Here is a 24,360-nt window from a genome sequence, read left to right as displayed (position 1 = left end):
CGCTTGAAGAGCGCCGCGTCCCGAACGCCGCGCCGCCGCGCCGCCGCGGTGCTGCCGGTCCTGCTGCTGGCGGCCGGCTGCGAGTTCCAGGGCGTCGGCTCGCTGCCGCTCCCCGGCGGCCCGGACACCGGACCCGGGGCCTACACGGTGCGGGTCGAGTTCGCCAACGTCCTCGACCTGGTGCCCAACTCGGTGGTCAAGGTCCACGACGTCACCGTGGGCCGGGTGACCCGCGTCGCCCTCGACGGCTGGCGCGCCACCGTCACCTGCGTGCTCCGGCGCGAAGTCGTCCTGCCCGCCAACGCCACCGCGGCGATCTCCCAGACCAGCCTGCTCGGCGAGAAGTACGTCGCGCTCGCCCCGCCGCCGGCCGCCCGCCCCCAGGGCCGGCTCGGTGCCGGATCGGTCATCCGGCTGGCCTCCACGTCCCGCACGACCGAGGTGGAGGAGGTGCTCTCGGCGGTGTCGGCGCTGGTCAACGCGGGGGGCCTGGAGCAGCTCTCCACGATCACCCGGGAGCTGAACGGGGCGCTGCACGGCCGCGAGGCCGCCGTCCGCCGCTTCCTGCACGGCCTGAACGACCTGGTCGGGCGGGTCGACCGGCAGCGGCACACGATCGTCCGGGCGATCGACGGCCTCGACCGGCTCAGCGCCCGGCTCGCCGGGGAGCGAACCGTGATCGCCGAGGCCGTCGAGCACACCGCGCCGGCCGCCGGCGTCCTGGCCCGGCAGCGGTCCCGGCTCACCGAGCTGCTCACCGGGGTCGACCGGCTCAGCGAGGTGGCGGTCCGGGTGATCGACCGCTCCGGCCGGGACACGGTCGCCAACCTGCGCGCCCTGCGGCCGATCCTGCACGACCTCGACCGGGCCGGCCGCGACCTGCCGCAGGCGCTGTCGATGCTGGCGACGCTGGGCCTGCCGCCGACCATGGACCGGGCGTTCCGGGGCGACTACGTCAACGTGTTCGCCACCGTCGACCTGGACGCGGGCGGCGTGCTGCGCAACCTGCTGGGCCGGGCGCCCGAACCCGGCCTGCGCGGCCTGCTCGGCGGGGGGACGGGCCGATGATCCTCACTCGCGGAATCCGCGTCCGGCTCGGCGTCCTCGCGGTGCTCACGGCCGTGGCGCTCGCGTACACCCTGGTCTCGGTCCTCGGCGTCGGCCGCGGGCTGCTGGTCGAGCGCTACCGGGTGCACGTCGACCTGGCCGGCTCGGGCGGCGTCTTCACCAACGCCGAGGTGACCTACCGCGGCGTGACCGTGGGCCGGGTGGGCCCGCTGCGGCTGACGCCCGGCGGCGTCCGCGCCCGGCTCGACCTGGAACGCGGCCCCGCCATCCCCGCCGACACCCTGGCGCTGGTCGCCAACCGGTCCGCCGTGGGCGAGCAGTACATCGACCTGCGGCCGCGCCGCGACGGCGGCCCGTACCTGGCGGAGGGCAGCGTGATCCCGCGGGCGAGCACCCGGCTCCCGGTGCCGCCGGTCGCGCTGCTCCAGAACGTGGACCGGCTGCTGACCTCGCTGGACACCCGCGACCTGGGCACCGTGCTGGACGAGCTCGACCGGGCGTTCGCCGGCACCGGCGGCGACCTGGGACGCATCCTGGACGCCACCGACCGGCTCGTCCGGGCGGCCGACGCGGGGCACCGCGACACGGCCCGGCTGATCCGGTCCGGGCGCACCGTCCTCGACACCCAGGTGCGCTCCGGCGACGCGATCCGCGGCTTCGCCCGCGACCTGGCCGACCTGGCGGGCGAGGTCCGCCGCTCCGAGCCGCACCTGCGCGGCACGCTCCGCCACGCGATACCCGCGTCCACCGAGGTGACCGACACCGTGCGGAGGCTCTCGGCGCTCCCGCTGCTCTTGGGCAACCTCACCACGGCCGGCCAGGTCGTCACCGCCCGCCTGCCGGGTGTCCGCCAGCTGCTGGTCACCGCGCCGCTGCTGATCGGTGACCTGTCGACCGTCCTGCCCGGCGACGGCACCCTGCACGTCGGCCTCGCCCTGAACGTCAACGCCCCGCCCGCGTGCCGCGCGGGCTACGAGAAGTCGGTCGCGCGCTACCCGCAGGACACCGCGCCCGCGCCGGCCGGACTCGACGCGGGCTGCACCGACCCCGAGCTGGCGGTGCGCGGCTCGCGGAACGTGCCCGAACCCGGACGCGCCCCGCCGGCGCACCACCCTCCGCCGGCCCACCCCACCCCGCCGGCCCACTACGCCCCGTACGACCCCGGGACCCGGCTACTCGCGGGTCCCGACGGACGCCGCTACCGGCTGGGCCGCACCGGCGGGCAGTCCCGGATGACAGGAGACGCCGCATGGCACTGGCTGCTGCTCGGTCCGCTCGCCGGCTGACCGCGGCGGTCGCCGCCCTGGTCGTGGCCACGCCGGCGGCGGCCGCGATCCACCAGGGCGCGGCCGTCCGGAGCCTGGCCGCCGGCGAGGACGCCGGCCGCACCGCGCTGGCGGCGTCCCGCCGCGTGATCACGGACATGTTCTCGCTCGACCACCGCACCGCCGACCGCGACATCGCCCGTGCCCTGGCGGGCCTCACCGGCAAGGCCCGCCAGGAGTTCACCGCCGCCACCCCCGCTCTCAAGGACCAGCTCGTGAAGCACCGCACCACCTCGACGATCACCATCCTGGCCGCGGGCCTGACCACCCTGAAGAAGGACGCCGCCCGCACCCTCGTCACCGCCGACGGCAACGTCCGCACGCCCGCCGTGCCGAACGGCGCCCCGAAGTACTACCGCTGGTCACTGGACCTGACCAGGACCGAAGACCGCTGGCTCGTCTCCGACCTCACCCTGGTGCCATGACCTCCACGCAGAGCCACGACCGCCTCGTCCCGGACTCCGCCTCCCCCGCGGATGCCGCGTCCCGCCCGCCGGACCCGCCGGCGGCGGGGCCGCGGCGGGGGGCGGCGGTGCTCGCCGTGGTCATGGCGGTCTCGGTGGCGGCGCCGGCCGGCACGGCGTGGACGCTGGCGGGACGGGCGGAGCGCGGGCGGGAGACCGTGCGCGACGCCGAAGCCGCCCGCGCGGTGGCGCAGACGGGCGCCCGGGACATCCTGTCCTACGACCACCGGACGCTGGAGGCGGACGTCGGCCGGGCCGGGCGCCTGATGACGCCGGGGTTCCGGCGCAAGTACGAGGCGCTCATGCGCGGCGTCACGGCACCGCAGGCCCGGCGCGACGGCGCCGTCGTCCAGTCGGAGGCCGTGGCCTCGGGGGTGGAGAGCGCGGTGCCCGGCCGCGTCGTCGTCCTCCTCTACATCGACCAGTGGACGGTGAAGCGGGACGACCGGGCGCCGCGGATCGACCAGCAGCGCGCCCGGCTGACCCTGGTGGAGCGGGGGAGCCGCTGGCTGGTCGACGACATCACCACGCCGGGCCCGCCCGGCTAGGGGGCGTCGAAGAGGGTGGGCAGGACGGAGCGGCCGGTGTCCTCCGGGCGGTCCTTCATCTGGGCCCAGCACTCGGCGGCCATCTCGGCGGGGGTGCACGCCTTGGCCGGCCTGCCGTAGAGGATCCCGGGCGTGTCCCAGTCCGAGACGTCCAGAGAAAGGCAGCCGGCGACGCTCCCGTCGCCGTAGTCCTTCCTGCGCCGCACCCCCCGAGGGCCTCGGCGAGGAGGTCAGCTTCATGGACTCGCCCTGGCAGATCACCGCGGTCCTGCAGAGCAGGCTGCGGCCCGCGCCGCCCGCGTGCCGGCCGCAGCGGCTGGCGCGCGCCGCGACGCGTCCGGTCAGCGCGCCACGGCCGACCGGTAGCCCTCGTCGGTGCCGAGGAGGTTCCGGTGCGTGTCGGCCGTGGTGATGGCCCCGCCGTCCAGGACGAGGACCCGGTCGGCGGCGTCCAGGAGGGCCGGGCTGCTCGTGATCACGATGGTGGTGCGGCCGCGCCGGAGTCGGGCGATGTTGCGCGCGATGAGCTGCTCGGTGACCGCGTCGACGGCGGTCGTCGGGTCGTGCAGCACGAGGATCTCCGCGTCGGCGGCGAGGGCGCGGGCCAGCGACAGCCGCTGGCGCTGGCCGCCGGAGAGGTTCGCGCCGCGGTCCCGGACGCCGTGGTCGAGGCCCTCGGGGTGGAGGGCGGCGACGTCGGTGAGCATGGACGCCTCGACGGCCTCGCCGATCAGCCGGGCGGTGCCCGCCGGGTCGATGTTCGCGCGGAGGGTGCCCGCGAAGATCTCCCCGTCGTACGGGTTCACCAGCATGTGCTCGCGCAGCGCGTCGATCGACAGGTCCGCGATCTCCTGCCCGCCGACCCGTACCGCGCCCTCGTACGCGCCCGGCGGGACGCCGCCCGCCAGGAGCGCCGCGAGGTCGGCCGCCGCCTGCGGCCGGTAGGCGGCTATCGCCGTGAACTCGCCGGCGGGCACCTCGAAGCTCAGCCCGCGCAGGGCCCCGTACCGGACGCGGTCGAGCCGGAGGCCGCCGCCCGGGGCGGGGCGCCGCGTCCCGGGCACCAGCACCGGCGGCGCCGCCAGCACCAGCGCCATCCGCTCGGCCGACGCGCGCGCGGTCATCACGTACTTCGGCATCTCCGAGAACAGCTTGAGCGGCTCCATGATGAACTGCGCCAGCCCCACCGCCATGACGAGCTCGCCGATGGAGATCCGCCCCTGGAACGCGAGCGCACCCGCCGCCAGGGTCACGGCCGCGGCGAGGACCGCGTTGAGGGCGAGCGCGGTGCCCGCGTACGCGCCGTTCACCCGGGCGACGGTGATCGCCTGGCGCCTCGCCTCCGTGCTGACCTCCCGGTACGACCGGAACGCCGCGTGGTTGCCGCCGAAGCCGTGCAGCGGGCGCAGCCCGATGATCAGGTCGGCGACCTTGGCGCCCGCGCGGGCCACCCGGGACTGCTGCTCGCGGGTGCCGGCACCGATCCGCCGCGACATCACGCTGAGGACGGTCAGGATCGCGGCGGTCCCCGCGATCACCAGCAGGCCGAGCCGGACGTCGGCGAGGCCCAGCGCGACCGCCGCGACCAGCACCGCGACCAGCGAGCTGACCAGCAGCGGCACCACCTCGATGATGTCGGCGGTCTGGTCGGCGTCCTCGGTGGCGATGGTCAGCACCTCGCCGGACCTGAGTCCGGTGTCCCTGGCCACCGGCTGGAGCCCGCAGGCCGCGACCCGTACCCGCCAGCGGTGGGCCTCGGTCGTGTTCGCCTTCTGCAGGATGCGCATCCCGAACCGCCACGAGAACGAGACGGTCGTGATGATGACGGCGAGCGCGGCGATCGACAGGCCGAGGGAGCCGAGCCCGCGGTCCCGCATCGTGTGCTCGACGATCAGGCCGAGCGCGATGGGGAACGCGGTCTCGCCCGCCTGGTACAGGCCCATGAGGACCGTGCCCCAGGTCATGGCGCCGAGGTTGCGCCGCAGCGCGGTCCGGAGGATCTCGGACCCGGTGCGGGGCTCCTGCGCGTCGGCGGGTACGGTCATCGGCCGCCCTCGCGCCAGGCGCGCCAGAGCCGGGCGTACCGGCCGTCCAGGGCGACCAGTTCGTCGTGGGTGCCGTGCTCCACCACGCGTCCCGCGTCCAGGACGGCGATCCGGTCGGCCGCCATCGCCTGGCTGAGCCGGTGCGCCACGAGCAGCGTGGTGCGGCCGCGGCACGCCTCCAGCACGGCCCGGTCCAGCTCGGCGGCGCCCTGGCTGCCCGCCTCGGCGGTCGCCTCGTCCAGCACCACGACGGGCGTGCGGGCCAGGATGAGCCGGGCCAGCGCGATCTGCGCGGTCCTGGTGCCGTCGAGGCGCTCGCCGCCCTCGCCGACCGGGGTGTCCAGCCCATCGGGCAGCGCGGCGACCCAGCGGCCGGCGCCGGCCGTGCGCAGGGCGCTCATCAGCTCGGCCCCGGTCGCCTCCGGCGCGGCCAGCCGCAGGTCGTCGGCCAGCGAGCCGGAGAACACGTGCGTCTCCTGCGTCAGGATGCTCACCAGGGTCCGCGTCGCTGCCTCGTCCAGGCCGGCGAGGTCGACCGTCCCGATGCGCACCGAGCCGGCCTGCGGGGTGCCGATGCCCGCGACCAGCGCGGCCAGCGTCGTCTTGCCGGCGCCCGTCGCCCCCACGAGCGCGAGCGAGCCGCCGGCCGGGATCGCCAGGTCGACGTCCCGGAGGACCGGCGCGCCGGCGCCCGGGTAGGCGAACGTCAGCCCCTCGACCGTCACCGGGTAAGCGGCGGCACCGTCCGCCGCTGCGGACGGGTCGCCCACCAGCCGGTCCTCCGATTCCTCTCTCAGCACCCCGACCAGCCGGGTGAGGCTCGCGCCCGACTTCTGCGCCTCGTCGAAGGTGAACATGATGGAGCCGAGCGGGTTGAACAGCCGGTGGAACAGCAGCGGGGCCGCCGACACCTCGCCCAGGCTGGCGGCGTCCGCCTCCAGCAGGGCGTACCCCACCACGATGATCAGGACCAGCCCGATGAACTCGGCGCGGTTCTCCCGGCCGACGAATCGGCCGAAGAAGCGGAACACCTCGATGCCGAGATCGCGCACCCGCCACGACTCGGCGGTGACCTTCTCGCGGAAGGCCCCCTCCAGGCGGTACGCGCGGACCGTGCCGATGCCGTTCAGGCCGCTGATCAGCGCCTGCGCCCGGTCCGCCTGGGCCGCCCGCTGCCGCCGGTAGAGCGGGGCGGACCGGGGGAGGTACCAGCGCAGGGCCAGCGCGTACGCGGGCAGCGCGCCGGCGCCGGCCATGCCGAGCCGCCAGTCGAGGCCGAACATGCCGGCGGTGGCGATGACGACGAGCACGCCCGCCGAGAAGACGGTGGGGACCGCCGTCCGGATGCCCTTGGACAGCACGGCCACGTCGTCGCCGACCCGGGAGAGCACGTCCCCCCGGCCGACCTGCTCGACGCGGGCGCTCGGCATGCCCAGCACCGCCCGGACGGCCCCTTCCCGCAGCCGCGCGAGCAGGTCCGCGCCCAGCCGCCCGATGAGATACGTCGACGCGGCGGTGGCCGCCGCGCCGAGCAGCGCGGCGGCCGCGAGCAGCGCGCCGATCGTGACCAGGATCGACGGCGGGTCGTCCGCGACGACGCCGTCGACCACCCGGCCGAGCAGGAGGACCGGCAGCACCTGGAGCGCCGCCCCGGCCACCGTGGTGAGCACGGCGGCGGCCGCGGGCCACGGCGTCCGGCGGAGGTGCGCCGCGACCCAGCGGGCGGCCTCGCGGCCGGTCGCCGTGCGCAGCGTCGCCCGGACGGTGCTCGTGTCGGTGCCGCTCACCCTCAGCCGACCGACTTGACCATCTCGTCGATCGCGTACGGCAGGGACAGCAGGGTGCCCTGGGACATGGCGGCGCCGACCGCCGGGCCCTCGCTGTCGAGCAGGTACGACACCTTCCCGTCCTTGACCGCGGGCAGGTTGGCGAACAGCTCGAACTTCTTCAGCGCGGCCTGGTCCGCCTGGTCGTTGATGACGAAGATGCGGTCGACGTCGATGAGGTCGATGCGCTCGGGGGACAGCACGGTGAAGAACTTACCGCCCGCGATCTTGTCGATCTCGGTGGCGCCCTTGAAACCGAGGCCCGTGATCAGCCGGCCGCGCACGTCGGTGGTGGTGAACGGCGCGACCGAGTTCTTGTACCAGGACAGCGCGACGGCGGTCTGGTTCGCGAACTCCGGGTGCTCCTTGCGGGCGGTGTCGAGCTTGGACTGGATGCCCTGCACGAGCCGCTTGCCCTCGGCCTCCTTGCCGAGCGCCTTGGCGATGTGCACCGCGTTGTCCTGCCACGGCGCGCTGAACGGCTCCTTCTCGGCCTTGGTACGGCCCACCGTCGGCGCGATCTTGGAGAGCTTGTCGTAGGCGGCCTTGTCGATCTCGGAGTAGACCGCGACGATCAGGTCCGGCCGGAGCGCGGCGATCTTCTCGAAGTTGGGGCCGGTGTCGCCGTTGTTCATGACGACCTCGGGCTTGGTGTCGCCCCACTTGTCCTTCACCCAGGGCCACTGGGTGTTGATGTCGGGGGACTTGCCGGGCGGGTTCGGGTACTGGTCGACCATGCCGACCGGCTTGGTGCCGAGCGCGAGGATGGCCTGGTCGTCGGTGTAGCCGACGGAGACGACCCGCTCAGGGGCCTTGGTGATCTCGGTGGAACCGAAGGCGTGCTCCACCGTCACCGGGAAGGCGCCGCCTGCGGCCGCCGCGGCGCCGCCGTCCGGCTCGTCCGCCTTGTCGGAACCGCATCCGGTGAGGAGGCCGAAGCCGAGGGTCGCGGCGGACAGCAACGCCGCCAGTCGCCGCCTGGACTTCGCCGAGGTCGTTCTTTCGAGGGGCATTCGGATTCCCTTTTCGTCCGCCACAAACCCGTGTTAGGGAGGCAACCCTAACATCGTCAATAAGGTTAGCCTCACCTAAGTTCGATCACGATTCGGCGGCTTTTCCGCCGGTCGCGCGGTCAGGCGGACCGGACGTGGGCGCGGCCGATCGGCACGATGAGCGGCCGGTCGCCCACCGGGTCGTCGATCACCTTGGCGCGCAGCCCGAACGCCTCGTGCAGCAGCCCGGCGGTGATCACGTCGCGCGGGTGCCCCTGCGCCAGGATCGCCCCGTCCCGCATCACGATCAGGTTGTCGCTATAGCGGACGGCCAGGTTGAGATCGTGCAGCACCATGACCACGGTGCGGCCCGCCTCGTGCAGGTCGTCCACCAGGTCGAGCACGTCGATGGCGTGCGCCAGGTCCAGGTACGTGGTCGGCTCGTCCAGCAGCAGCAGGTCCGTGCCCTGCGCCAGCGTCATCGAGATCCAGACGCGCTGGCGCTGCCCGCCGGACAGCGCGTCCACCGAGCGGCCGGCCAGGTCGGACACCCCCGTCATGGCGAGCGCGCGTTCCACGACGCCGGCGTCGTCGGACGACCACTGCCGCAGCCAGCTCTGGTGCGGATGGCGGCCCCTGGCGACCAGGTCCGCCACCGTCAGCCCGTCCGGCGCGACCGGCGCCTGCGGCAGCAGCCCGAGCTTCTTCGCCACGTCCCTGGTCTTGAGCCCGGCGATGTCCTCGCCGTCCAGCACGACCGTGCCGCCGGCCGGTTTGAGCAACCGCGACAGGGTCCGCAGCAGGGTCGACTTCCCGCAGCCGTTCGGGCCGATGATCGTCGTGATCACCCCCGGCGGGATCGCCACGTCCAGCTCGTCGATGACCATCCGGCCGCCGTACCCGACGGTGACGCCTTCGGCCGCCAGCCGTACGGCGGAGGCGGCGCCGGACTCGGACCCGGTCCCGGTGTTGCGCTGAGCGGCCACAAGATCCACTGTACTTAGCCTCGCCTAACTCTCACATCTCCTGCCGGAGGTTCGCCCGTACCAGCAGATAGACCAGGAAGGGGCCGCCTATCGCAGCGGTGACGACGCCGACGGGGAGGGTGACCGGCAGCGCCGTGCGCGCCACCAGGTCCGCGCCGTTGAGCAGCAGCGCGCCCACCAGCCCGGAGACCACCAGCGGCGGCGTCGGGTACCGCGCCAGCCGCATCGCCACCTGCGGCGCGACCAGCGCGACGAACGGGATCGGCCCGGCCGCGCTCACAGCCACACCGGCCAGCAGGACCGCGCACAGGAGCATGACCGCCCGCACGGCCGGGTAGCGGACGCCCAGCCCGGCGGCGACCTCGTCGCCGAAGTGCAGCGGTCGGAACTGGAACGCGGCGGCGGCCACGACGACCATGAGGGCGAGCGCGCACCAGACCGCGATGCGCACCTCGTCCCACGAGCGGCCGTCCAGCGAGCCGACCAGCCACGCCTGCGCCCGGGCGACGTCCTTGATGTCGGCCGTGACGAGCAGCCAGGTCGTGATCGCCTGCATCACGGCGGTCACCGAGATGCCGATGAGGATCAGCCGGAAGCCGTCGACCCCGCGCCGCCACGCCAGGACGTACACCAGCAGCCCCGTGCCGAGGCCGCCCGCGAACGCCGCCGCGGACAGGCCCACGGTGCCGGCGACCGCCGCCGCGGCGCCGCCCGACACCGTCACCATGAACACCGCGACCGCACCCGAGCCCGCGGTGATGCCCAGCACGTCCGGGCTGGCGAGCGGATTGCGCGCGATGGACTGCGTGATCGCCCCGGACACGCCCAGCGCGATCCCCACGACCAGCCCGGCCAGGGCCCGCGGCATCCGCAGGTCCATGATCACGAACTGGTCGACCCGCTCGCCCCGCCCCGCGATCGTGGCGATCACCCGGGGCAGCGCGATGGGGAAGTCGCCGACGCCGATGGACAGGCAGAACACCAGGAAGGCCGCCGCCGCCAGCAGCAGCGTCACGGCGACCGGCCAGGGCCGCCACACGAACGACATCCCGCCGAACCGCACGCCCGGCGCCACCGATCGCTTCACGTCCGTCCCGTTCATGCGTTGCTGAACTTCCCGCGCCACACCAGGACCGCGAAGAACGGGGCGCCGAGGAGCGCGACGACGACGCCCGCGTCCAGCTCGCCGGGCCGCACCACCACGCGTCCCACGATGTCGCAGGCCAGCAGGACGGCGGCGCCGAGCAGGCCCGCGTACGGCACCAGCCAGCGGTAGTCGGGCCCGGTCAGGTAGCGCGCCACGTGGGCCACCATGAGCCCGAGGAACGCGATCGGCCCGCACGCCGCCGTCGCCGCGCCCGCCAGCAGGGTGATCGCGACGATGGCGGCGGTCCGGCTCCGCGCGGTGTTCACCCCCAGGCCGCGCGCCACGTCGTCCCCCAGGTTCAGCAGGTTGAGGGCGGGCAGCGTGGCCAGGGCCAGGACCAGCCCGGCCGCGATGAACACGGACACCGGCCAGATGACGCCGAAGCCGACACCCGCCACCGTGCCCGCGTTCCAGAACCGCAGCGCGTTCAGCGACGCCTGGTCCGTGAGCGCGACGGCCGTCGTCATCGCCGCCAGGAACACCGCGATGCCCTGCCCCGCCAGCGCGAGCGTCAGCGGGTTGCCCGCCCCGCGCCCGATGCTCGACAGCCCGAACACGACGGCACCGGCCGCCGCCGCCCCCAGGAAGGCGGACCAGACGTACTGGAACGGGTCGGTGAGCCCGAGCACCGAGATCGTCGACACCACGGCGAACGAGGCCCCGGCGTTCACCCCGAGCAGGCCGGTGTCGGCGATCGGGTTGCGGGTGCAGCCCTGGATCAGCGCGCCGCCGATCCCGAGGGCGACGCCCGCCACGATCGCGAGCACGGTACGGGGCAGCCGCACCGTCCGCACGATGAGCCTGATCTCGGTGAGCCGCTGGTCGGAGTCCGCCGCCGCGAACAGCCCGCGCCAGACCTCGCCGGGGCCCAGCGCCCGCGCGCCGACGGCCAGCGACGCCGCCGCCGCGACGAGCAGGACCGCCAGGAGCACGCCCACCCCCGCGGCCAGCCGCCGCCGGGGCGTCGCGGCCCCGGCCGCGGGCCGCTTCTCCGCGATCGTGCTCACCCGCGTCCGCCAAGTCCGGCCCGCACCATTTCCTCCAAGATCGGCCCGCGAATGAGGTGAGCCTAACCTAATGCGGCGCCGCCGGCCCCGCGGCCCCCGTCCCGCCCGGCGCCCGTCCTTGTCACCGGCGGCTCAAGCCGGGGCGCCGGTTGTGTGACCCAGGTGAGCAGCCGGGCGGCGCCGCCGCGTCTAGCCTCGGCGGTGACGGCCGGGACGGGTCCCGGCCCGGCGCCGCGGCTCGCGGGGGCGGGGCTCGCAGGAAGGTCGGCCATGACTCCTCCCTCCAGACGTTCGCTGGCCGCGGCCGCGACGCTCTCCGCGCTCACCGCCGCGTTCGCGGTGCCGGTGCTGTCCCCGCCGTCCGCCGCCGTCCCGGCCGCGCGGGCGGCCGCCGTACGTCCCGACAGGCTCGTGATCACCGCCGCCGGGGCGCCCGCCTACCGGCTGGAAGGCGACATGGCCTCCGGCGGGATCGCCGTGACCGACGCCGTGGGCGACTACCGGACCGACAAGGTGCGCGGGCGGGGCGTCCTGGCCGGCTCCCGCGGCGGCACCGCCACGGTGGACGTCGACCTGGCGCGCACGGTCATCGGGATGGCGGGCACCTTCCGCCTCAAGGACGAGTCCGCCGGGGTGGAGATCTCCGCGCGGGTCGTCGGCGGCGTCCGCGCGCCGTCCGACGGCACCGTCACCTGGCAGGGCACCGGCACCGTCCACCGGGACGGCCGGTCCGCGCGGCAGGCGGTCGGCTTCACCGTCCACGACCGCCGCCCCGATCCTGGGAACCACGCCGTCCACCTCACCCACGCGGGACAGGAGCGGGTGGCGATCCTGCGGCTGCCCGACGACTACGACGGCTCGCCGCGCCCCGCCCTCTTCCACTTCCCCGGCCTGATCGAGACGCCGTGGATGGCCGAGTTCTTCGGCCGGATGGCCGACCACGCCCAGACCCGCGGCCTCATCATGGTCACGCCGGAGCACTACGGCATCGGCTGGCAGGGCGTCGGCGGAGGCCCCACCTCCCCGGACGTCGACGACCCCGGCTTCGTCGCGGCGCTCCAGAACGTCCTGGTCGAGCGCTTCAACGCCGATCCGCGCCGCCTGTACGCCTCGGGCATGAGCAACGGCGGGTTCTTCACCAGCAAGATGGCCTGCGAGAACGGGCGGTTCGCCGCCTTCGCCCCGGTCGCCGGGCAACTGGGGGACCAGGCCGCCTGCCGCCCCGGCCGCCGCGTCCCCATCGTGATGATCCACGGTGACGCGGACCCGCTCGTCCCCTACGCCACGGCGACGGCCGCCGCGCCGTTCTGGGCGCGCAACAACGGCTGCGCCGCCACCGCCACCGCCACCGACCTGCCCGACACGCACCCCGAGGACGGCACCACCGTCACCAGGCACACCTACGACCGGTGCCCCGCCGAGGCCCCGGTGATCCTCTACCGGATCAAGGGCGGCGGTCACAACTGGCCCGGCGGCATCCCGTTCCTCGGTCCCGTCCTGGGCGGCACCACCCGCGACATCGACGCCAACACCGTCATCTGGGACTTCGTCTCGCGGTTCCGGCTGCCCTAGAGGGGGCGCGCCGGGCGGCGTTATGAGGCCGGTTCCCGTATGACGACGGCGACGACCGCCAAGTGGGAGGTCGTCGCCGGTCGGAGCGAGTGTGCGGTCAGGGACTTGAGCCCCGGGCCCGCGGGTCAAGAGAGGCGCACGGGGAACGACTCCAGGTCGTTCTGGGTGAGGACCGGCAGGTTGCGGATCTCTTCGACCGGAACGGCGAGCCGAAGACCCGGGAACCGGGCGAACAGCGCCGGAAGGGCAATGCGGGCCTCCAGCCGGGAGAGGGCCGCGCCGGGGCAGATGTGCGGGCCGTGGCCGAAGGACATGTGCCGGATCGGGGTGGGCCTGGTGATGTCGAAGGCGTCGGCGTCGGGGCCGTGCTGCTCCGGGTCCCTGCCGATCGCGCGGTAGGAGATGACCACGCCGTCGCCCTTGGGGATCACCGTGTCGCCGACCTCGATGTCCTCGGTGGCGAAGCGCATCAGCAGATGGGTCGCCGGGGCCTCCCAGCGCAGGGTCTCCTCTACCGCCGCTTCCCACGGCACGTCGCCGTCCAGCAGCCTGCGAAGCTGCTCCGGATGGGTGAGCAGGGCGCGTACCGCGTTGAGGATCAGGCTGATCGTGGTCTCGTGGCCGGCCGCCACCATCGCCTTGAGGTTGCCCACGACCTCCTCTTCGGTCAGCGGCTCGCCCTCGGCGTCGGCGAGGATCAGGGCGGTGGTGAGGTCGTCGGTGTGCTCGGCCGTCTTGCGCCGCACCAGAGCGGTGAAGTAGTCGTCCAGCTCCCCGATCACCCGGAGCCGCTCGTCCTGCGGAGTGAGCACGGAGAAGAACGTCTTGTACCTGGCCATCAGCATCGGGTGGTCGGCCTGGTCCACGCCCATCAACTCGCTGACGACGCGCATCGGCAGCGGGTACGCGAAGATCTCCTTGAGGTCCACGACCGCGCCGCCGCGGCCGTGCTCGGCGAGGTCGTCCAGGAGCCGGTCGGTGATCCGCTCGATCACCGGGCGCAGCGCCTCGAGCCGGCGCGGGGTCACGGCCTGGGCGGTCTTGGCCCGGAGGCGCCGGTGCTCGGCGCCGTCCACGGTGAACATGGAACGGCCCGCGTCGATCATGCCGATGAGCGGCCACCGGTCGGTGACCGCCCCTGAGGTCCACAACGTCCAGTGGTTCATGTCCTTGACCAGGCGCTCGTCGGTGAGCAGCCGCCTGGCCTCGGCGTGCCGGGTCACGGTCCAGGCGGGGACGCCCAGCAGGTCGATGCGGGTGATCGGGCCCGCGTCCCGCAGGCGCCCGGTCTCGGTGGCCAGGTCGCGGACGAGGGGGTCGATGACCATGGGCTCGGGAAGCTGGCCGCTCAAGAGGGACCTCCGGTGGGTCGTACGGGCGTGAAGCTCACGGGCAGCGCGGTCATGCCGCGCAGGAAGGCCGACGGCCGCCGGACCAGGTTCCGCGCCGGGACGGACAGGTCGATATCGGGCAGCCGGTCGAGCAGCACCTCGATCCCGGTCCGGGCGATGATCTCGGCGATCTCCTGGGCGGGGAAGGGGCAGCGGTACTCCCCGTAGCTGAACGCGAAGTGCGCGCTGTTGCCCGAGTACACGGGCTCGGCGCCGCCGGGCAGATGCTGGTGCTGCCGGACGAGGGGGTCGGCGTTGGCCGCCGCCAGCCCGAGGAGGAGCATGTCACCGCACTGGACGGCCCGCCCTCCCAGCCGCGTGTCGCGCGCCGCCCACCGGCCCGCGAGGATCTGGGTCGGGGTGTCCTCCCAGAGCACCTCGTTCATCGCCTGGCCGATGCTGTGCTGCCCGCCGCCCAGGGCCGCCGCGAACCTGGTGTCGGTCAGCATCAGCCGCACCGAGTTGCCGAGCCAGTCGGCCGTGGGCAGGTGGCCGGCGGCGGTGACCGCCATCAGGTCCAGCACGTACTCCTGGTCGCTGAACGCCTCGGGGTGGGCCAGCATCCTGGAGGCCACGTCCTCGCCCGGCCGCGCCCGCTTGGCCGCCAGCAGGCGCCGCATGTGCTCACCGAAACGCTGGTGCGCCTGCTGGGCGTCCGGGCCGCCGTCGGTGAACGCCTTCATGGTCTGCGCCAGGTGCGGGCCGGCCTCGTCGGGGAAGCCGATGATCCGCGCGAGGGCCAGCACGGGCAGCGGCTCGGCGAACTCGGTGACGAGCTCGGCCGAGCCGCGTCCGCAGAAGGCGTCGATGAGCCCGTCGGCGAGCTCCTCGCAGGTACGCCGGAGCTCGAAGGCGTCGACGGCCTCCAGCGCGGGCTCCACCATCGCGACGTGCCGGCGGTGCTCGGCGCCCGCGGTGAAGTAGATGGACGGCATCGGCGGACCGATCATCGGCAGCAGCGGCCAGTCCGCGGGGACGTTCGCCCACTGGTTCCAGAGGCTCACGTCCCGGGGGAACAGCTCGGGGTCGCTGGTGACCTGGTGGAGTTCGGCGTACCCGATGACGAGCCAGGCCGGGAACCCGCCGGGCAGCTCGACCGGGACCACCGGTCCGTGCTCCCGGTGCATCTGGCGATAGAGCCGGTGCGGGTCGGTGTGGAACCCGGGCCCGCTGAGCGGCACGAGCCCGGACGGTCCCCCCGCCAGGTCGGCGGGGGAGGAGGTTCTGGCGGGCGTGGCGGGGTCGGAAGCGGTCATGGCGCGGCCTCCGCGATGGTGGGCAGGGTCTGCAGATGCTCGACCAGGGTGATCAGGACCCGCTTGCTGGACTCGCGGGAACGCGCGTCGCAGTCGACCAGCGGCACACCCGGGTCGAGGTCCAGTGCCTCGCGTACCGCCGCGGACGCGTGGGGCGGGCCGCCGAAGTCGTTGCGGGCCACGATGAACGGCGTGCCCTGGTGTTCCAGGCGGTCGACGGCGTACCAGCAGTCCCCGATCCTGCGCTGGTCCACCAGGACGACGGCGCCGAGCGCGCCGGTGAACAGCCGGTCCCACAGGAACCAGAACCGCTCCTGGCCGGGGGCGCCGAACAGGTAGAGCACGGTGTCGGCGGCCACGCTGATGCGCCCGAAATCGAAGGCGACCGTGGTCGTGGACTTGCCCGGGACCCCGCGCGGATCATCGATGTCCTGACCGGCCCGGGTCATCGTCTCCTCGGTGTTGAGCGGCCGGATCTCGCTGACCGAGCGCACCATGGTCGTCTTGCCGACGCCGAAGCCGCCCACGATGACGATCTTCAGGCCGTGGCGCGCGGTGCCGCTGAGCGGCGCACGGCTCCGCGTCGGCGGGCGGTCAAAGCTCGCGGAGTCCAACGAGCACCTTCTCCAGCGTCGATGCGTCAGGCAGCCGTGTTCCGGCGGGACGCGCTTGCGGATGGCGGGCGGTGATCCTTCCGGTGATCAGCAGATCGGAGAGCAGGATCGTGGTGATGCCGACCGGCAGCCGCAGCTCCGCGGCGACCTCGACGACGGCCGCCGGGGTCCTGCACAGGCGCAGGATGGCCGCGTGTTCGGACTGCATGCCCGGTGCGGGATCGCACTCGCTGACCACCAGTGTGACCAGGTCGAAGGCGTCGGAGTCCGGCCGGGTGCGCCCTTGGGTCAGGGTGAAGAGCCGGTCGGGGTCGTCGTCTCGGCCGGGCCGCTTCACAGCGTCGCGCCCGTGTCGAGGCTGCTCCCAGCGGCCCGGGGTGCGGCCGTCAGATGGTGACCGAGCTGCTCGACGAGCTCGAGCATGTGGTGCCCGATCAGACCGGGGTCCGCGTTCTCGGCCGCGACGACCGCCACGTGGGCACCGGCACCGGCCTCGGCGATGAACAGGATGCCGCCGTAGAACTCGGTCATCGACTGGCGGACACCTCCCCGCCCGTCGCCGAACTCGGCCGAGGCGCCCTGAGCGAGGCTCTGGATCCCGGCGGAGATGGCCGCGAGCTGATCGGCCCGGTCGACCGAGAGCTCCGGGGTGTGGCATATCCTCAGCCCGTCCCGGGAGAGCAGCAGGGCGTGCCGGGCACCGGGGGTACCGCTCAGCAGCCGCTCCAGCAGCCAGATCAGGTCCGTGCTCATGGGCGAAGCCTCCTGCGCGGCACAGGCGGCACAGGCGGCAGGGAGGCTCGTGCCCCCTCGGGCGACACCGCGCTCATCGGTCGTCCTCACTGGGATCGGAGGGGGTGGAGGCCGGCGGCGGAGTGGCGCCGGCCTCCCTTCGGGCGAAAGCGGCATGGAAGGCGCTGAAGCCGCCGGGCGTGCGCCGCGGCGGGGCCGCGGCGGCGTCGTGAGCCTCCCGTGCGGTCGGCAGGCCGCCGGGATGAGCGGCGGCCAGCGTGCCGCCCCGCGGCCGCTTGGGCAGGGCGGACACGGAGTGCCCGTCGCCCGCCGGCCGATCGGCGCTGCTCGGCGGGTCCTGCTCGTAGGCCGCGGGCGTCTCTGGCCGGCTGCCGGCGAGCCGACGTGGCGCCACCGGCCTGGTGATCAGCTCCTTCGGGACCATCACCACCACGGCGGTGCCACCGATGGCCGACGGCCGGAAGGACACGGTCAGGCCGTGCTTGCGGGCCAGAAGCCCGACCACCGCCAGCCCCAGTCGCGTTCCGGCGAGCGTGGACAGGTCGCCGGCCGCGCCGGACACGGCGCGTTCGGCCCGGCGAAGCACGGTCTGGCTCATCTGCAGGCCGCTGTCCTCGATGGTGATGATCGCGCCGGCCGGGACCTCGGCGGAATAGACGTGGACCTCGGTCGTGGGCGGGGAGAAATTGCAGGCGTTGTCGAAGAGTTCGGCGAGAGCGTGCATCACGCCCTCCGCGGCATGCCCGGCGATCGCGGCATCGGTGACGGCGCGCAGCCGGATCCGCTGATAGCCGCCGACCCGGCCCATCGCCCCGCGCAGGATCGATTCCATCGCGATGGGCTTGGCCCACCGGCGTCCGGACCGCGCTCCGGACAGCACCGCGACACTGTCCGCCAGCCGGCCGGCCTGCGCGGCACGGTGATCCAGGCGCAGCAGATCCGCCAGCACCTTCGGGTCGCCGTGCCGATCCTCCATCTCGCGCAGGTCGGCGAGCATGCTGGCCGTCATCGCCTGCATACGGCCCGCGGCGCTGGCGCACGCGGCCATGGCGCTCGCCCGCCGGGCCTCGCTGTGCTTGGATTCCTCTGCCAGCCGCGCCGCCGCCTCGTTCCCACCGGCGATCCTGGCCGCGGCCTGTGCCGCGTCCGCTGCGGCCTGCCTGCGGCTCCGCAGGGCCTGATCGCGATAGTGGAACGCCGCCGCGACCGCCGCGCACAGCACCGCGGCTGCGGCCACCGCCCCCGCCGCGAGCGCGGGGCGGTACGAGTCCGGCGCCATCAGCACCGCCATCGCCACGGCGGTGAGGGCCGGTATCGCGCAGACCAGCAGCGCCGACCAGGCCGCGGACGGCCGCGGACGTGGCCTCGTCGAGTGATCGGATGCGGCTTCCTGCATGGGCATCAGGGGGTCCTCGGAAGGGCGGGCCCAAAGGGCCACAGAAGCACGAGTGCGCCAACGGCGTGATCGTATAGCGAAGGCCAATCACGGCACCACAGAACTCATCCGGCGTTCTACCTGACTTTCATATTCAGTGGTCAGCCCACATGGATTGCCCCTCTTCAGGCCACGGGCGCAGCCTTCTTGGTTGCGCCCGAAAACGACACTGCGGAGATCCGTAAATGGACTGAGCAGGCATGGCGAAATGTGCATGTAGCACTACGTGCCGTGATATCGAGTGGGAGTGTAAGGGCGAGCAACCCCCAGAATGTGCGGCCTCGGGCCGGCGTCAAACCAACGACCGCATGGCCCCCGGCATCCGGCCCAGCGCGGCGTACGCCCTGGCCATGTACCTGCACCGCCGTTCTCGCCAGTGACCTATCCGACGCGCGCCGGCGCTGAACGAAACGGCCCGGCTACTCGTCGCGATCGGCGCCACGCCGTCCCCCTGACTTCATCGACGGCCTGAACACCATCATGAACGCGATTCTGTACTCCGACCGCACCGGCGCTGCCTACCGCACGACCCCACGCCCTTTGCGAAGAATCGGAGACCATGTGCCAAACCGCGCTTAGAAGCACGCCGAGGTACTGACGGCCGCGCTTTATGACACGGTTGCCGCGCCTTCCACCCCTTGATCGCGAACATCCTCAGAAATGGATCATGAGTGGCCCAGAGGGAAAGTCCCTGGTCGGGGACCTGCAAACAGCCGCAGTGTCCCAGGCTGACGCAGTTTCGCTGGCCGCGCGTCGGGTCGGTCGATCACGCGAGTGCCAAGGAGTTGGGTGTCGATCACTGAGAAGCTGAGAACTCGGTACGCGAGATCTAGCGGCCCGGCACGGCGACCGAGGCGGCCAACGCCGAGCCGGCGAGACTGCGCAAGGTAGTGGTCGAGCTGAAGCCGGAGCGAGAGATCCTGCCCAGGGCGGCCGCCTGTTTCCAGGCCGCTCGCGCGGCTCGGCGCCAACTTGGGCGGCGCGGGCGCCGATGATGTGCGGCGGCCGAGCGGATCTGCGGCGTTCACGCGGCCTTCGTGAGCACCTCCGGTCTCAGCGCTATCTGGCAGGCTTTGGCGCGCCGCCTCATATGTCGTGTCCGGGTGTGGCGAAGTAGCGGTGGGGTGCGAGATAGCGCGGAACAATTGGTGTACGGCGGGCGCGCCGCTGGTTGTGGGCGGCGGATGCTGTGGGAGGTGTGATGAGTGGTGGGGAGGGTCGGCGGCGGCAGGCGGTCGCGGCCGCCGCGGGTGTGGGGGTCGGTGCGGTGGTGAACGTGGCCACCGGGATGTTGACCCAGCAGTGGGGGCTGGCGTGGCTTGCGGCGGTGGTGGCGTGCGTGGTGGTCGGCGGCGGCCTGCTGGGCTGGCTGACCTACCGGGCGGCAACCGACCCGGAACCGGTGCCCCCTAACCGGGTGGCGGCGTCGGCTGCCGGTGCGATGGCTGCTGGCGGGGCGGTGACCGGGTCCTCGACCACGGTGACGCGGCCGCCCGCGAGTCCACCGGCGCCGCAGCCGGCCGCGGGTGAGGGGGTGAGCGCGTCGGGGCCGGGGTCGATCGCCGCCGGCGGTGACGTGAAGGACTCCCACACCAAGGTCACCCGGGATGATCCGGCGGCGCCGTGAAGCGTGACCTGCGCGGCACCGGTGCCATCGCGGCGGGCCCGGAACCGCGGGTGGAGGCTTCCGGTACCGGGGCGATCGCCGCCGATGGGGACGTCATCAACTCGTCCACGCATGTGGGCGATGTGTATCAGGGGGTGCCGCTGCCACGGGCCGATGAGGTGGACCCGCCGCCGTGGGCGCCGCCGACGCTGCCGGCGCGCACCAGGAGCTTTGTCGGGCGGGGCGGGAAGCTGGCCGAGCTGGATGCCGCGCTGGCGGCTCCGGGCGGGGCGGTGGTGCAGGCGGTGCACGGGCTGGGAGGGGTGGGCAAGAGCACGCTGGTCGCGCACTGGGCGCACCGGCACGCCGCCGCGCACACGCTGACCTGGTGGATCATCGCCGACTCGGTGGAGAGCATCACTGCGGGGCTGGCCGAGCTGGCCGCGATGCTGCTGCCCGAGATCACTCGCAGCGTTCCGGCGGAGGTGGCGCTGGAGGAGCGGGCGGCCTGGGCGCGACGGTGGCTGGCCACCCACACCGGCTGGCTGGTGGTGCTCGACAACGTCACCCACCCCGCCGATGTGGCGGAGCTGGTAACCGGCGCGCCGGGCGGCCGGTTCCTGATCACCAGCCGGCTGCGGGAGGGCTGGCACGACCTGGCACCGGCGGTGATCGAGCTGGACGTGCTGAGCCCGGATGAGGCCCAAGAGATGCTGGCCGGTGCCGTCACCGCCGGCCGGGCGGGCGCCGACCTGACCGGCGCCGCCGAGCTGTGCCAAGAGCTGGGATATCTGCCGCTGGCGGTCACGCAGGCCGGCGCCTTCATCCGCCAGACGCACCTGTCCCCGGACGGCTACCTGGAGCTGCTGCGCGCCGACCCGGCGGCGATGTACGACCAGACCGGGCGTGGTGCCGACGGGGAACGCACCATCGCCCGGATCTGGCGCATCACCCTCAACCACCTCGTCCAGACCACGCCGCTGACCGGCGATGCGCTGCGGGTGCTGGCGTGGTGGGCACCCCAGGACATCCCCCGCAACCTGCTAGCCCCGCTCGCCGGTCCGGCCCAGCTGGCCACCGCGCTGGGCGACCTGGCCGCCTACAGCATGATCACCCTGAGCCCCGACACCATCACCGTGCACCGCCTGGTCCAAGCCGTCGCCCGCACCCCCGACTACCGCCCCGCAGACCAGGACGGTGACCCGCACCGCCGCCCCGCCGACATCCACACCGCCCGCGAGACGGCCACCGACCTGCTCAACCAGACCCGCCCCGCGACCTCCGACAACCCGGCCACATGGCCCGCTTGGCGCACGCTGCTGCCACACATCCACGCCCTCGCCGAACACGCCAGCCCCGACACCGACATCGCTGTCACCAGCCTTCTGCTGGACCGCACCGCGGCCTTCCTGCGGGATCAAGGTGCGGTGGACCGCGCCATCGGGTACTTCGAACGCGCACTGATCTGCGACGAGCGCCTGCTGGGGGACGAGCACCCCACCACCCTGGCCGCCCGCAACAACCTCGCTGGCGCCTACCAGGCGGCGGGGAATCTGGGTCGGGCGATCCCGCTGTACGAAGCCGCCCAGGCCGACTATGAGCGCGTGCTGGGCGGCGACCACCCCGACACTCTGCAATCCCGCAACAACCTTGCCGGTGCCTACGAGGCGCTGGGGGATCTGGGGCGGGCGGTTCCGCTGTTTGAGGCCACGCTGACCGACTATGAGCGGGTGTTGGGCGGCGACCACCCTGCCACGCTGACCTCCCGAAACGACCTGGCCGGTGCCTACGAGTCGGCTGGGGACCTGGGCCGGGCGATCCCGCTGTACGAGGCCACGCTGACCGACTACGAGCGGGTGCTAGGCAGCGACCACCCTCACACACTGACCTCTCGCAACAACCTCGCCTACGCCTACCGAGCAGCCGGGGACCTGGACCGGGCGATCCCGCTGTACGAGGCCACGCTGACCGACTACGAGCGGGTGCTGGGCGGCGACCACCCTGCCACGCTGACCTCCCGCAACAACCTCGCCGGCGCTTACCGGGTGGCCGGGGATCTGGGACGTGCGGTCCCTCTGTACGAGGCCACCCTGACCGACCGGGAGCGGGTGCTGGGCAGCGACCATCCCCACACCCTGCAATCCCGCAACAACCTCGCCAGCGCTTACGAGTCGGCCGGGGACCTGGGCTGGGCGGTCCCGCTCTACGAGCAAACGTTGGCCGACCGGGAGCGGGTGCTGGGCAGCGACCACCCCCACACCCTGACCTCCCGCAACAACCTTGCGCACGCCTACCGGTCGGCAGGAGATCTGGGACGCGCGGTCCCGCTGTACGAGGCGACCCTGAGCGACTGCGAGCGGGTGCTCAGTCCCGGCCACCCGCTCACCGAATCGGTGAGGGCGAATTTGGAGGCGGCCCGCGGTTAGAGCGCGCGTTAGATGGATTGGTCGCTGGTGGTGAAGTAGCGGAGTAGTTAGGTGCGAGTTGCTGGTCTTGGCCGCGATGGTGCCGAGTGCGTCGCCTTGGGACTCGACACGCCGGGTGTACTGGATCTTGTTTTCGAGGTGGGCGCGGGGGCGGCCGATCTGGCGGCCGGCGGTGCGGGCGTGGGCGGCGCGTTCGGCGGTGAAGGCGCGTTCCATCTCGGCGAACGGGGCCAGCAGGAGGAAGGCGATGCGGGCCATGCCCTCGTCGGCGGTGGTGATGGGCAGCGGGTCGGCCAACGACCGGATCCCGATCTGGCGTTCGGTGAGCTGGTGGACGAGGTTGAGGACTCCACGCAGGTTGCGGCCGATCCGGTTGAGGTGTGCACGACGATGCTGTCGCCGGGACGGGCCCGTAGAACCGCTCGGCCGGGATACCGGCGGCCAGGGCGTCGAGTTGGCGGTGCGGGCGAAGCCCACCGGGTTCCCTTCACAGTAGGAAATCAGCGGCTCGTCGACTGGCGTGCCTGCCTGAACGCGCAGAGTGCAGGTGTCGGTGGTGAGGAGATCGACGAGATCGGTGGGCGCCTCGGCGACGTTCTGAGCCGACCCCCGGTGGGGCGGCGTGCTGCCCGAGGGACGGCGGCGCGAGCAGGAGAGCGGTCCGCGCTCTTCCCCTGGCGTCTGGTGGCCGGTTGATCGTCCGCTTCAGGCCGTCTGTGGATATGCGCGTTGATCCCTGATCGGGCGCGGCCCAGGATACAGCTGTGATGAAGTGGCGGAGGGCGGCGGGCGTCGCCGTGACGGTGTCGGGCGCGCTGTGCTTGGGCGCGTGCGCGGGTGACTCGGGCGGCGGGACGACGCCGGGCTCGCGAGCGGCGGCGGGATCGCCGTCCGCGACGCCGGTATCGATGGAGCAGTACGGCGCCACGCTGAAGAGCGCCATCGATCCGCTGGAGACCGAGCTGGCGGACCTGGCGAAGGCCAAGGCGTACAAGGGTCTGCGGGGTCGCATCGACGGCGTCAAGGCCGCCGTGCCTCAGGCCGCCGCCAAGCTCCGTTCGGTCACCCCGCCTGCCGAGGCCGCCGGGGAGCACGCGAGTCTCGTCAGTGCCCTCGGGCGGTTCGAGAGCGTGGTCGGCGGGCTGGGCGGCCAGGTCGGCTCGCGGAACCTGTGCACCGGGGCGGCGGTCCGGGCCGAGATCGGCGACGCGGACGGCACGGGCGCGCTCCGCTCCGCCATGGCGGCGGCGCAGGCCAAGGTGCCGGGCGAGCAGCGGAAACTCACGCTGCCGTCCGCCGGCCAGAAGCCGGGGTCGCGGCCCTCCAACGGGGCGCTCATCCGGTCGGGTGGCGGCGGTGGCAACGGGCGGCTCACCATCGACAACAGCGGCGGCTCGGACGACGCGCTGGTGACACTGGGCAAGGGCGGCAAGCCGATGATGTCGGTCTTCGTCCGGCACGGTAAGAAGCACACGCTCAACGGCGTGCCGGACGGCGCGTACACGGTGTTCTTCACCGGTGGCACCCACTGGGACGGTGCGGCCAAGGCGTTCGGCCGCGAGTGCGCCTTCCAGAAGTTCGAGGATCCGCTCGAATACACCACCACCCGGACAGCCACCCAGATTCGGCACAGCACATGGAGGATCACGCTTCAGGAGGTCGTCGGCGGGAACGCGCGCACCTCGGACGTGAATCCCGACGACTTCCCCGAGTGACGTTCACGAGGCGACGGGGCGGCGGGCCGTCCGCGGCCCCACCGTCGACCTCGGCGCCGACCTGATCACCCTCTCCGGAACCGGCTACGACCTGAACGCCCCTGCCCGGGGAGGGCACGTTCCCCGAGAAGACGCAACCTCGGCCGTGTCAGAAGTGGATGACCGGCTTGACCCGCCGTGGCCG

21 protein-coding genes and 1 pseudogene are annotated in these 24,360 nt (G+C 73.4%); 8 read left to right on the top strand and 14 right to left on the bottom strand.

Annotated features, from left to right (window positions below; translation table 11 throughout):
* Positions 1–3 precede the first annotated feature (3 nt).
* Genes ACA361_RS08125 through ACA361_RS08110 form a run of 4 tightly spaced genes read left to right on the top strand, consistent with a single transcriptional unit; the run spans position 4 to position 3,405 of the window.
* A complete protein-coding gene (locus tag ACA361_RS08125; protein ID WP_375011193.1) occupies positions 4–1,068 on the top strand; it encodes an MCE family protein in 1,065 nt (354 codons plus the stop codon).
* A complete protein-coding gene (locus ACA361_RS08120; protein ID WP_375011192.1) occupies positions 1,065–2,354 on the top strand; it encodes an MCE family protein in 1,290 nt (429 codons plus the stop codon). The genes ACA361_RS08125 and ACA361_RS08120 overlap by 4 nt, the downstream gene beginning before the upstream one ends.
* Positions 2,318–2,818, top strand: coding sequence for a hypothetical protein (locus ACA361_RS08115; protein WP_375011191.1), 501 nt, complete (start codon positions 2,318–2,320; stop codon positions 2,816–2,818). Before ACA361_RS08120 ends, ACA361_RS08115 begins: the two co-directional genes overlap by 37 nt.
* A complete protein-coding gene (locus ACA361_RS08110) occupies positions 2,815–3,405 on the top strand; it encodes a hypothetical protein (protein WP_375011190.1) in 591 nt (196 codons plus the stop codon). The genes ACA361_RS08115 and ACA361_RS08110 overlap by 4 nt, the downstream gene beginning before the upstream one ends.
* Here ACA361_RS08110 and ACA361_RS08105 read toward each other — a convergent pair.
* From ACA361_RS08105 to ACA361_RS08075, 7 genes are all read right to left on the bottom strand, one after another.
* The gene (locus ACA361_RS08105) at positions 3,402–3,611 is read right to left on the bottom strand and encodes a hypothetical protein (protein WP_375011189.1); all 210 of its coding nucleotides are present in this window, start codon (positions 3,609–3,611) and stop codon (positions 3,402–3,404) included. The genes ACA361_RS08110 and ACA361_RS08105 overlap by 4 nt on opposite strands.
* A gap of 135 nt (positions 3,612–3,746) precedes the next feature.
* A complete protein-coding gene (locus ACA361_RS08100) occupies positions 3,747–5,450 on the bottom strand; it encodes an ABC transporter ATP-binding protein (RefSeq protein ID WP_375011188.1) in 1,704 nt (567 codons plus the stop codon).
* A complete protein-coding gene (locus ACA361_RS08095; protein WP_375011187.1) occupies positions 5,447–7,237 on the bottom strand; it encodes an ABC transporter ATP-binding protein in 1,791 nt (596 codons plus the stop codon). Before ACA361_RS08095 ends, ACA361_RS08100 begins: the two co-directional genes overlap by 4 nt.
* Positions 7,238–7,239: 2 nt before the next feature.
* Positions 7,240–8,289, bottom strand: coding sequence for an iron-siderophore ABC transporter substrate-binding protein (locus ACA361_RS08090; protein WP_375011186.1), 1,050 nt, complete (start codon positions 8,287–8,289; stop codon positions 7,240–7,242).
* A 119-nt stretch (positions 8,290–8,408) separates the two neighbouring features.
* Positions 8,409–9,254, bottom strand: coding sequence for an ABC transporter ATP-binding protein (locus ACA361_RS08085; protein ID WP_375011185.1), 846 nt, complete (start codon positions 9,252–9,254; stop codon positions 8,409–8,411).
* A gap of 31 nt (positions 9,255–9,285) precedes the next feature.
* A complete protein-coding gene (locus ACA361_RS08080) occupies positions 9,286–10,341 on the bottom strand; it encodes a FecCD family ABC transporter permease (RefSeq protein ID WP_375011184.1) in 1,056 nt (351 codons plus the stop codon).
* Between the two features lie 11 nt (positions 10,342–10,352).
* Positions 10,353–11,408: a FecCD family ABC transporter permease gene (locus ACA361_RS08075; RefSeq protein ID WP_375011183.1), complete on the bottom strand. Its 1,056-nt coding sequence runs from the start codon at positions 11,406–11,408 to the stop codon at positions 10,353–10,355.
* Between the two features lie 270 nt (positions 11,409–11,678).
* On the opposite strand from ACA361_RS08075, the gene ACA361_RS08070 reads away from it, so the two are divergent.
* The gene (locus tag ACA361_RS08070; protein ID WP_375011182.1) at positions 11,679–12,980 is read left to right on the top strand and encodes an alpha/beta hydrolase family esterase; all 1,302 of its coding nucleotides are present in this window, start codon (positions 11,679–11,681) and stop codon (positions 12,978–12,980) included.
* A 125-nt stretch (positions 12,981–13,105) separates the two neighbouring features.
* Here the strand turns inward: ACA361_RS08070 and ACA361_RS08065 are convergent, their stop codons facing one another.
* The 6 genes from ACA361_RS08065 to ACA361_RS08040 form a co-directional block, all read right to left on the bottom strand.
* Entirely contained in the window at positions 13,106–14,332 is a 1,227-nt protein-coding gene (locus ACA361_RS08065) for a cytochrome P450 (RefSeq protein ID WP_375011181.1), read from the bottom strand.
* On the bottom strand, positions 14,329–15,627 hold the full coding sequence (locus ACA361_RS08060; RefSeq protein WP_375011180.1) for a cytochrome P450: 1,299 nt from the start codon (positions 15,625–15,627) through the stop codon (positions 14,329–14,331). Before ACA361_RS08060 ends, ACA361_RS08065 begins: the two co-directional genes overlap by 4 nt.
* Entirely contained in the window at positions 15,624–16,241 is a 618-nt protein-coding gene (locus ACA361_RS08055) for an ATP/GTP-binding protein (RefSeq protein ID WP_375011179.1), read from the bottom strand. Before ACA361_RS08055 ends, ACA361_RS08060 begins: the two co-directional genes overlap by 4 nt.
* Positions 16,222–16,578 carry a DUF742 domain-containing protein gene (locus ACA361_RS08050; protein ID WP_375011178.1) on the bottom strand — a complete coding sequence of 119 codons (357 nt, stop codon included), beginning with the start codon at positions 16,576–16,578 and terminating at the stop codon, positions 16,222–16,224. The genes ACA361_RS08055 and ACA361_RS08050 overlap by 20 nt, the downstream gene beginning before the upstream one ends.
* Positions 16,575–16,994, bottom strand: a complete 420-nt coding sequence (locus ACA361_RS08045) for a roadblock/LC7 domain-containing protein (RefSeq protein WP_375011177.1) — start codon at positions 16,992–16,994, stop codon at positions 16,575–16,577. Before ACA361_RS08045 ends, ACA361_RS08050 begins: the two co-directional genes overlap by 4 nt.
* Positions 16,995–17,067: 73 nt before the next feature.
* Complete coding sequence (locus ACA361_RS08040) at positions 17,068–18,285, bottom strand: sensor histidine kinase (protein WP_375011176.1); 1,218 nt, start codon at positions 18,283–18,285, stop codon at positions 17,068–17,070.
* Positions 18,286–19,630: 1,345 nt separating this feature from the next.
* On the opposite strand from ACA361_RS08040, the gene ACA361_RS08035 reads away from it, so the two are divergent.
* A complete protein-coding gene (locus tag ACA361_RS08035; RefSeq protein WP_375011175.1) occupies positions 19,631–20,056 on the top strand; it encodes a hypothetical protein in 426 nt (141 codons plus the stop codon).
* Positions 20,053–22,461, top strand: a complete 2,409-nt coding sequence (fxsT, locus tag ACA361_RS08030; RefSeq protein WP_375011174.1) for an FxSxx-COOH system tetratricopeptide repeat protein — start codon at positions 20,053–20,055, stop codon at positions 22,459–22,461. Before ACA361_RS08035 ends, fxsT begins: the two co-directional genes overlap by 4 nt.
* Positions 22,462–22,671: 210 nt before the next feature.
* Here the strand turns inward: fxsT and ACA361_RS08025 are convergent.
* Positions 22,672–22,938, bottom strand: a pseudogene (locus tag ACA361_RS08025) (recombinase family protein); the annotation flags it as partial.
* Between the two features lie 290 nt (positions 22,939–23,228).
* On the opposite strand from ACA361_RS08025, the gene ACA361_RS08020 reads away from it, so the two are divergent.
* Positions 23,229–24,176: a hypothetical protein gene (locus ACA361_RS08020; RefSeq protein WP_375011173.1), complete on the top strand. Its 948-nt coding sequence runs from the start codon at positions 23,229–23,231 to the stop codon at positions 24,174–24,176.
* Positions 24,177–24,360: the final 184 nt, after the last annotated feature.

The organism is Actinomadura sp. 21ATH, assembly GCF_041951345.1.
GTDB lineage: Bacteria > Actinomycetota > Actinomycetes > Streptosporangiales > Streptosporangiaceae > Spirillospora.
Note: the sequence above shows the minus strand (reverse complement) of the source record. Positions and strands in the feature narration are given on the sequence as shown.

What these genes read in the sequence shown, in the direction of transcription:
- ACA361_RS08120 (WP_375011192.1), top strand. Translation starts at nt 1,065, where the DNA reads ATGATCCTCACTCGCGGAATCCGCGTCCGGCTCGGCGTCCTCGCGGTG.
- ACA361_RS08115 (WP_375011191.1), top strand. Translation starts at nt 2,318, where the DNA reads ATGGCACTGGCTGCTGCTCGGTCCGCTCGCCGGCTGACCGCGGCGGTC.
- ACA361_RS08110 (WP_375011190.1), top strand. Translation starts at nt 2,815, where the DNA reads ATGACCTCCACGCAGAGCCACGACCGCCTCGTCCCGGACTCCGCCTCC.
- ACA361_RS08100 (WP_375011188.1), bottom strand. Translation starts at nt 5,450, where the DNA reads ATGACCGTACCCGCCGACGCGCAGGAGCCCCGCACCGGGTCCGAGATC.
- ACA361_RS08090 (WP_375011186.1), bottom strand. Translation starts at nt 8,289, where the DNA reads ATGCCCCTCGAAAGAACGACCTCGGCGAAGTCCAGGCGGCGACTGGCG.
- ACA361_RS08070 (WP_375011182.1), top strand. Translation starts at nt 11,679, where the DNA reads ATGACTCCTCCCTCCAGACGTTCGCTGGCCGCGGCCGCGACGCTCTCC.
- ACA361_RS08060 (WP_375011180.1), bottom strand. Translation starts at nt 15,627, where the DNA reads ATGACCGCTTCCGACCCCGCCACGCCCGCCAGAACCTCCTCCCCCGCC.
- ACA361_RS08045 (WP_375011177.1), bottom strand. Translation starts at nt 16,994, where the DNA reads ATGAGCACGGACCTGATCTGGCTGCTGGAGCGGCTGCTGAGCGGTACC.
- ACA361_RS08040 (WP_375011176.1), bottom strand. Translation starts at nt 18,285, where the DNA reads ATGGCGGTGCTGATGGCGCCGGACTCGTACCGCCCCGCGCTCGCGGCG.
- ACA361_RS08035 (WP_375011175.1), top strand. Translation starts at nt 19,631, where the DNA reads ATGAGTGGTGGGGAGGGTCGGCGGCGGCAGGCGGTCGCGGCCGCCGCG.
- ACA361_RS08020 (WP_375011173.1), top strand. Translation starts at nt 23,229, where the DNA reads ATGAAGTGGCGGAGGGCGGCGGGCGTCGCCGTGACGGTGTCGGGCGCG.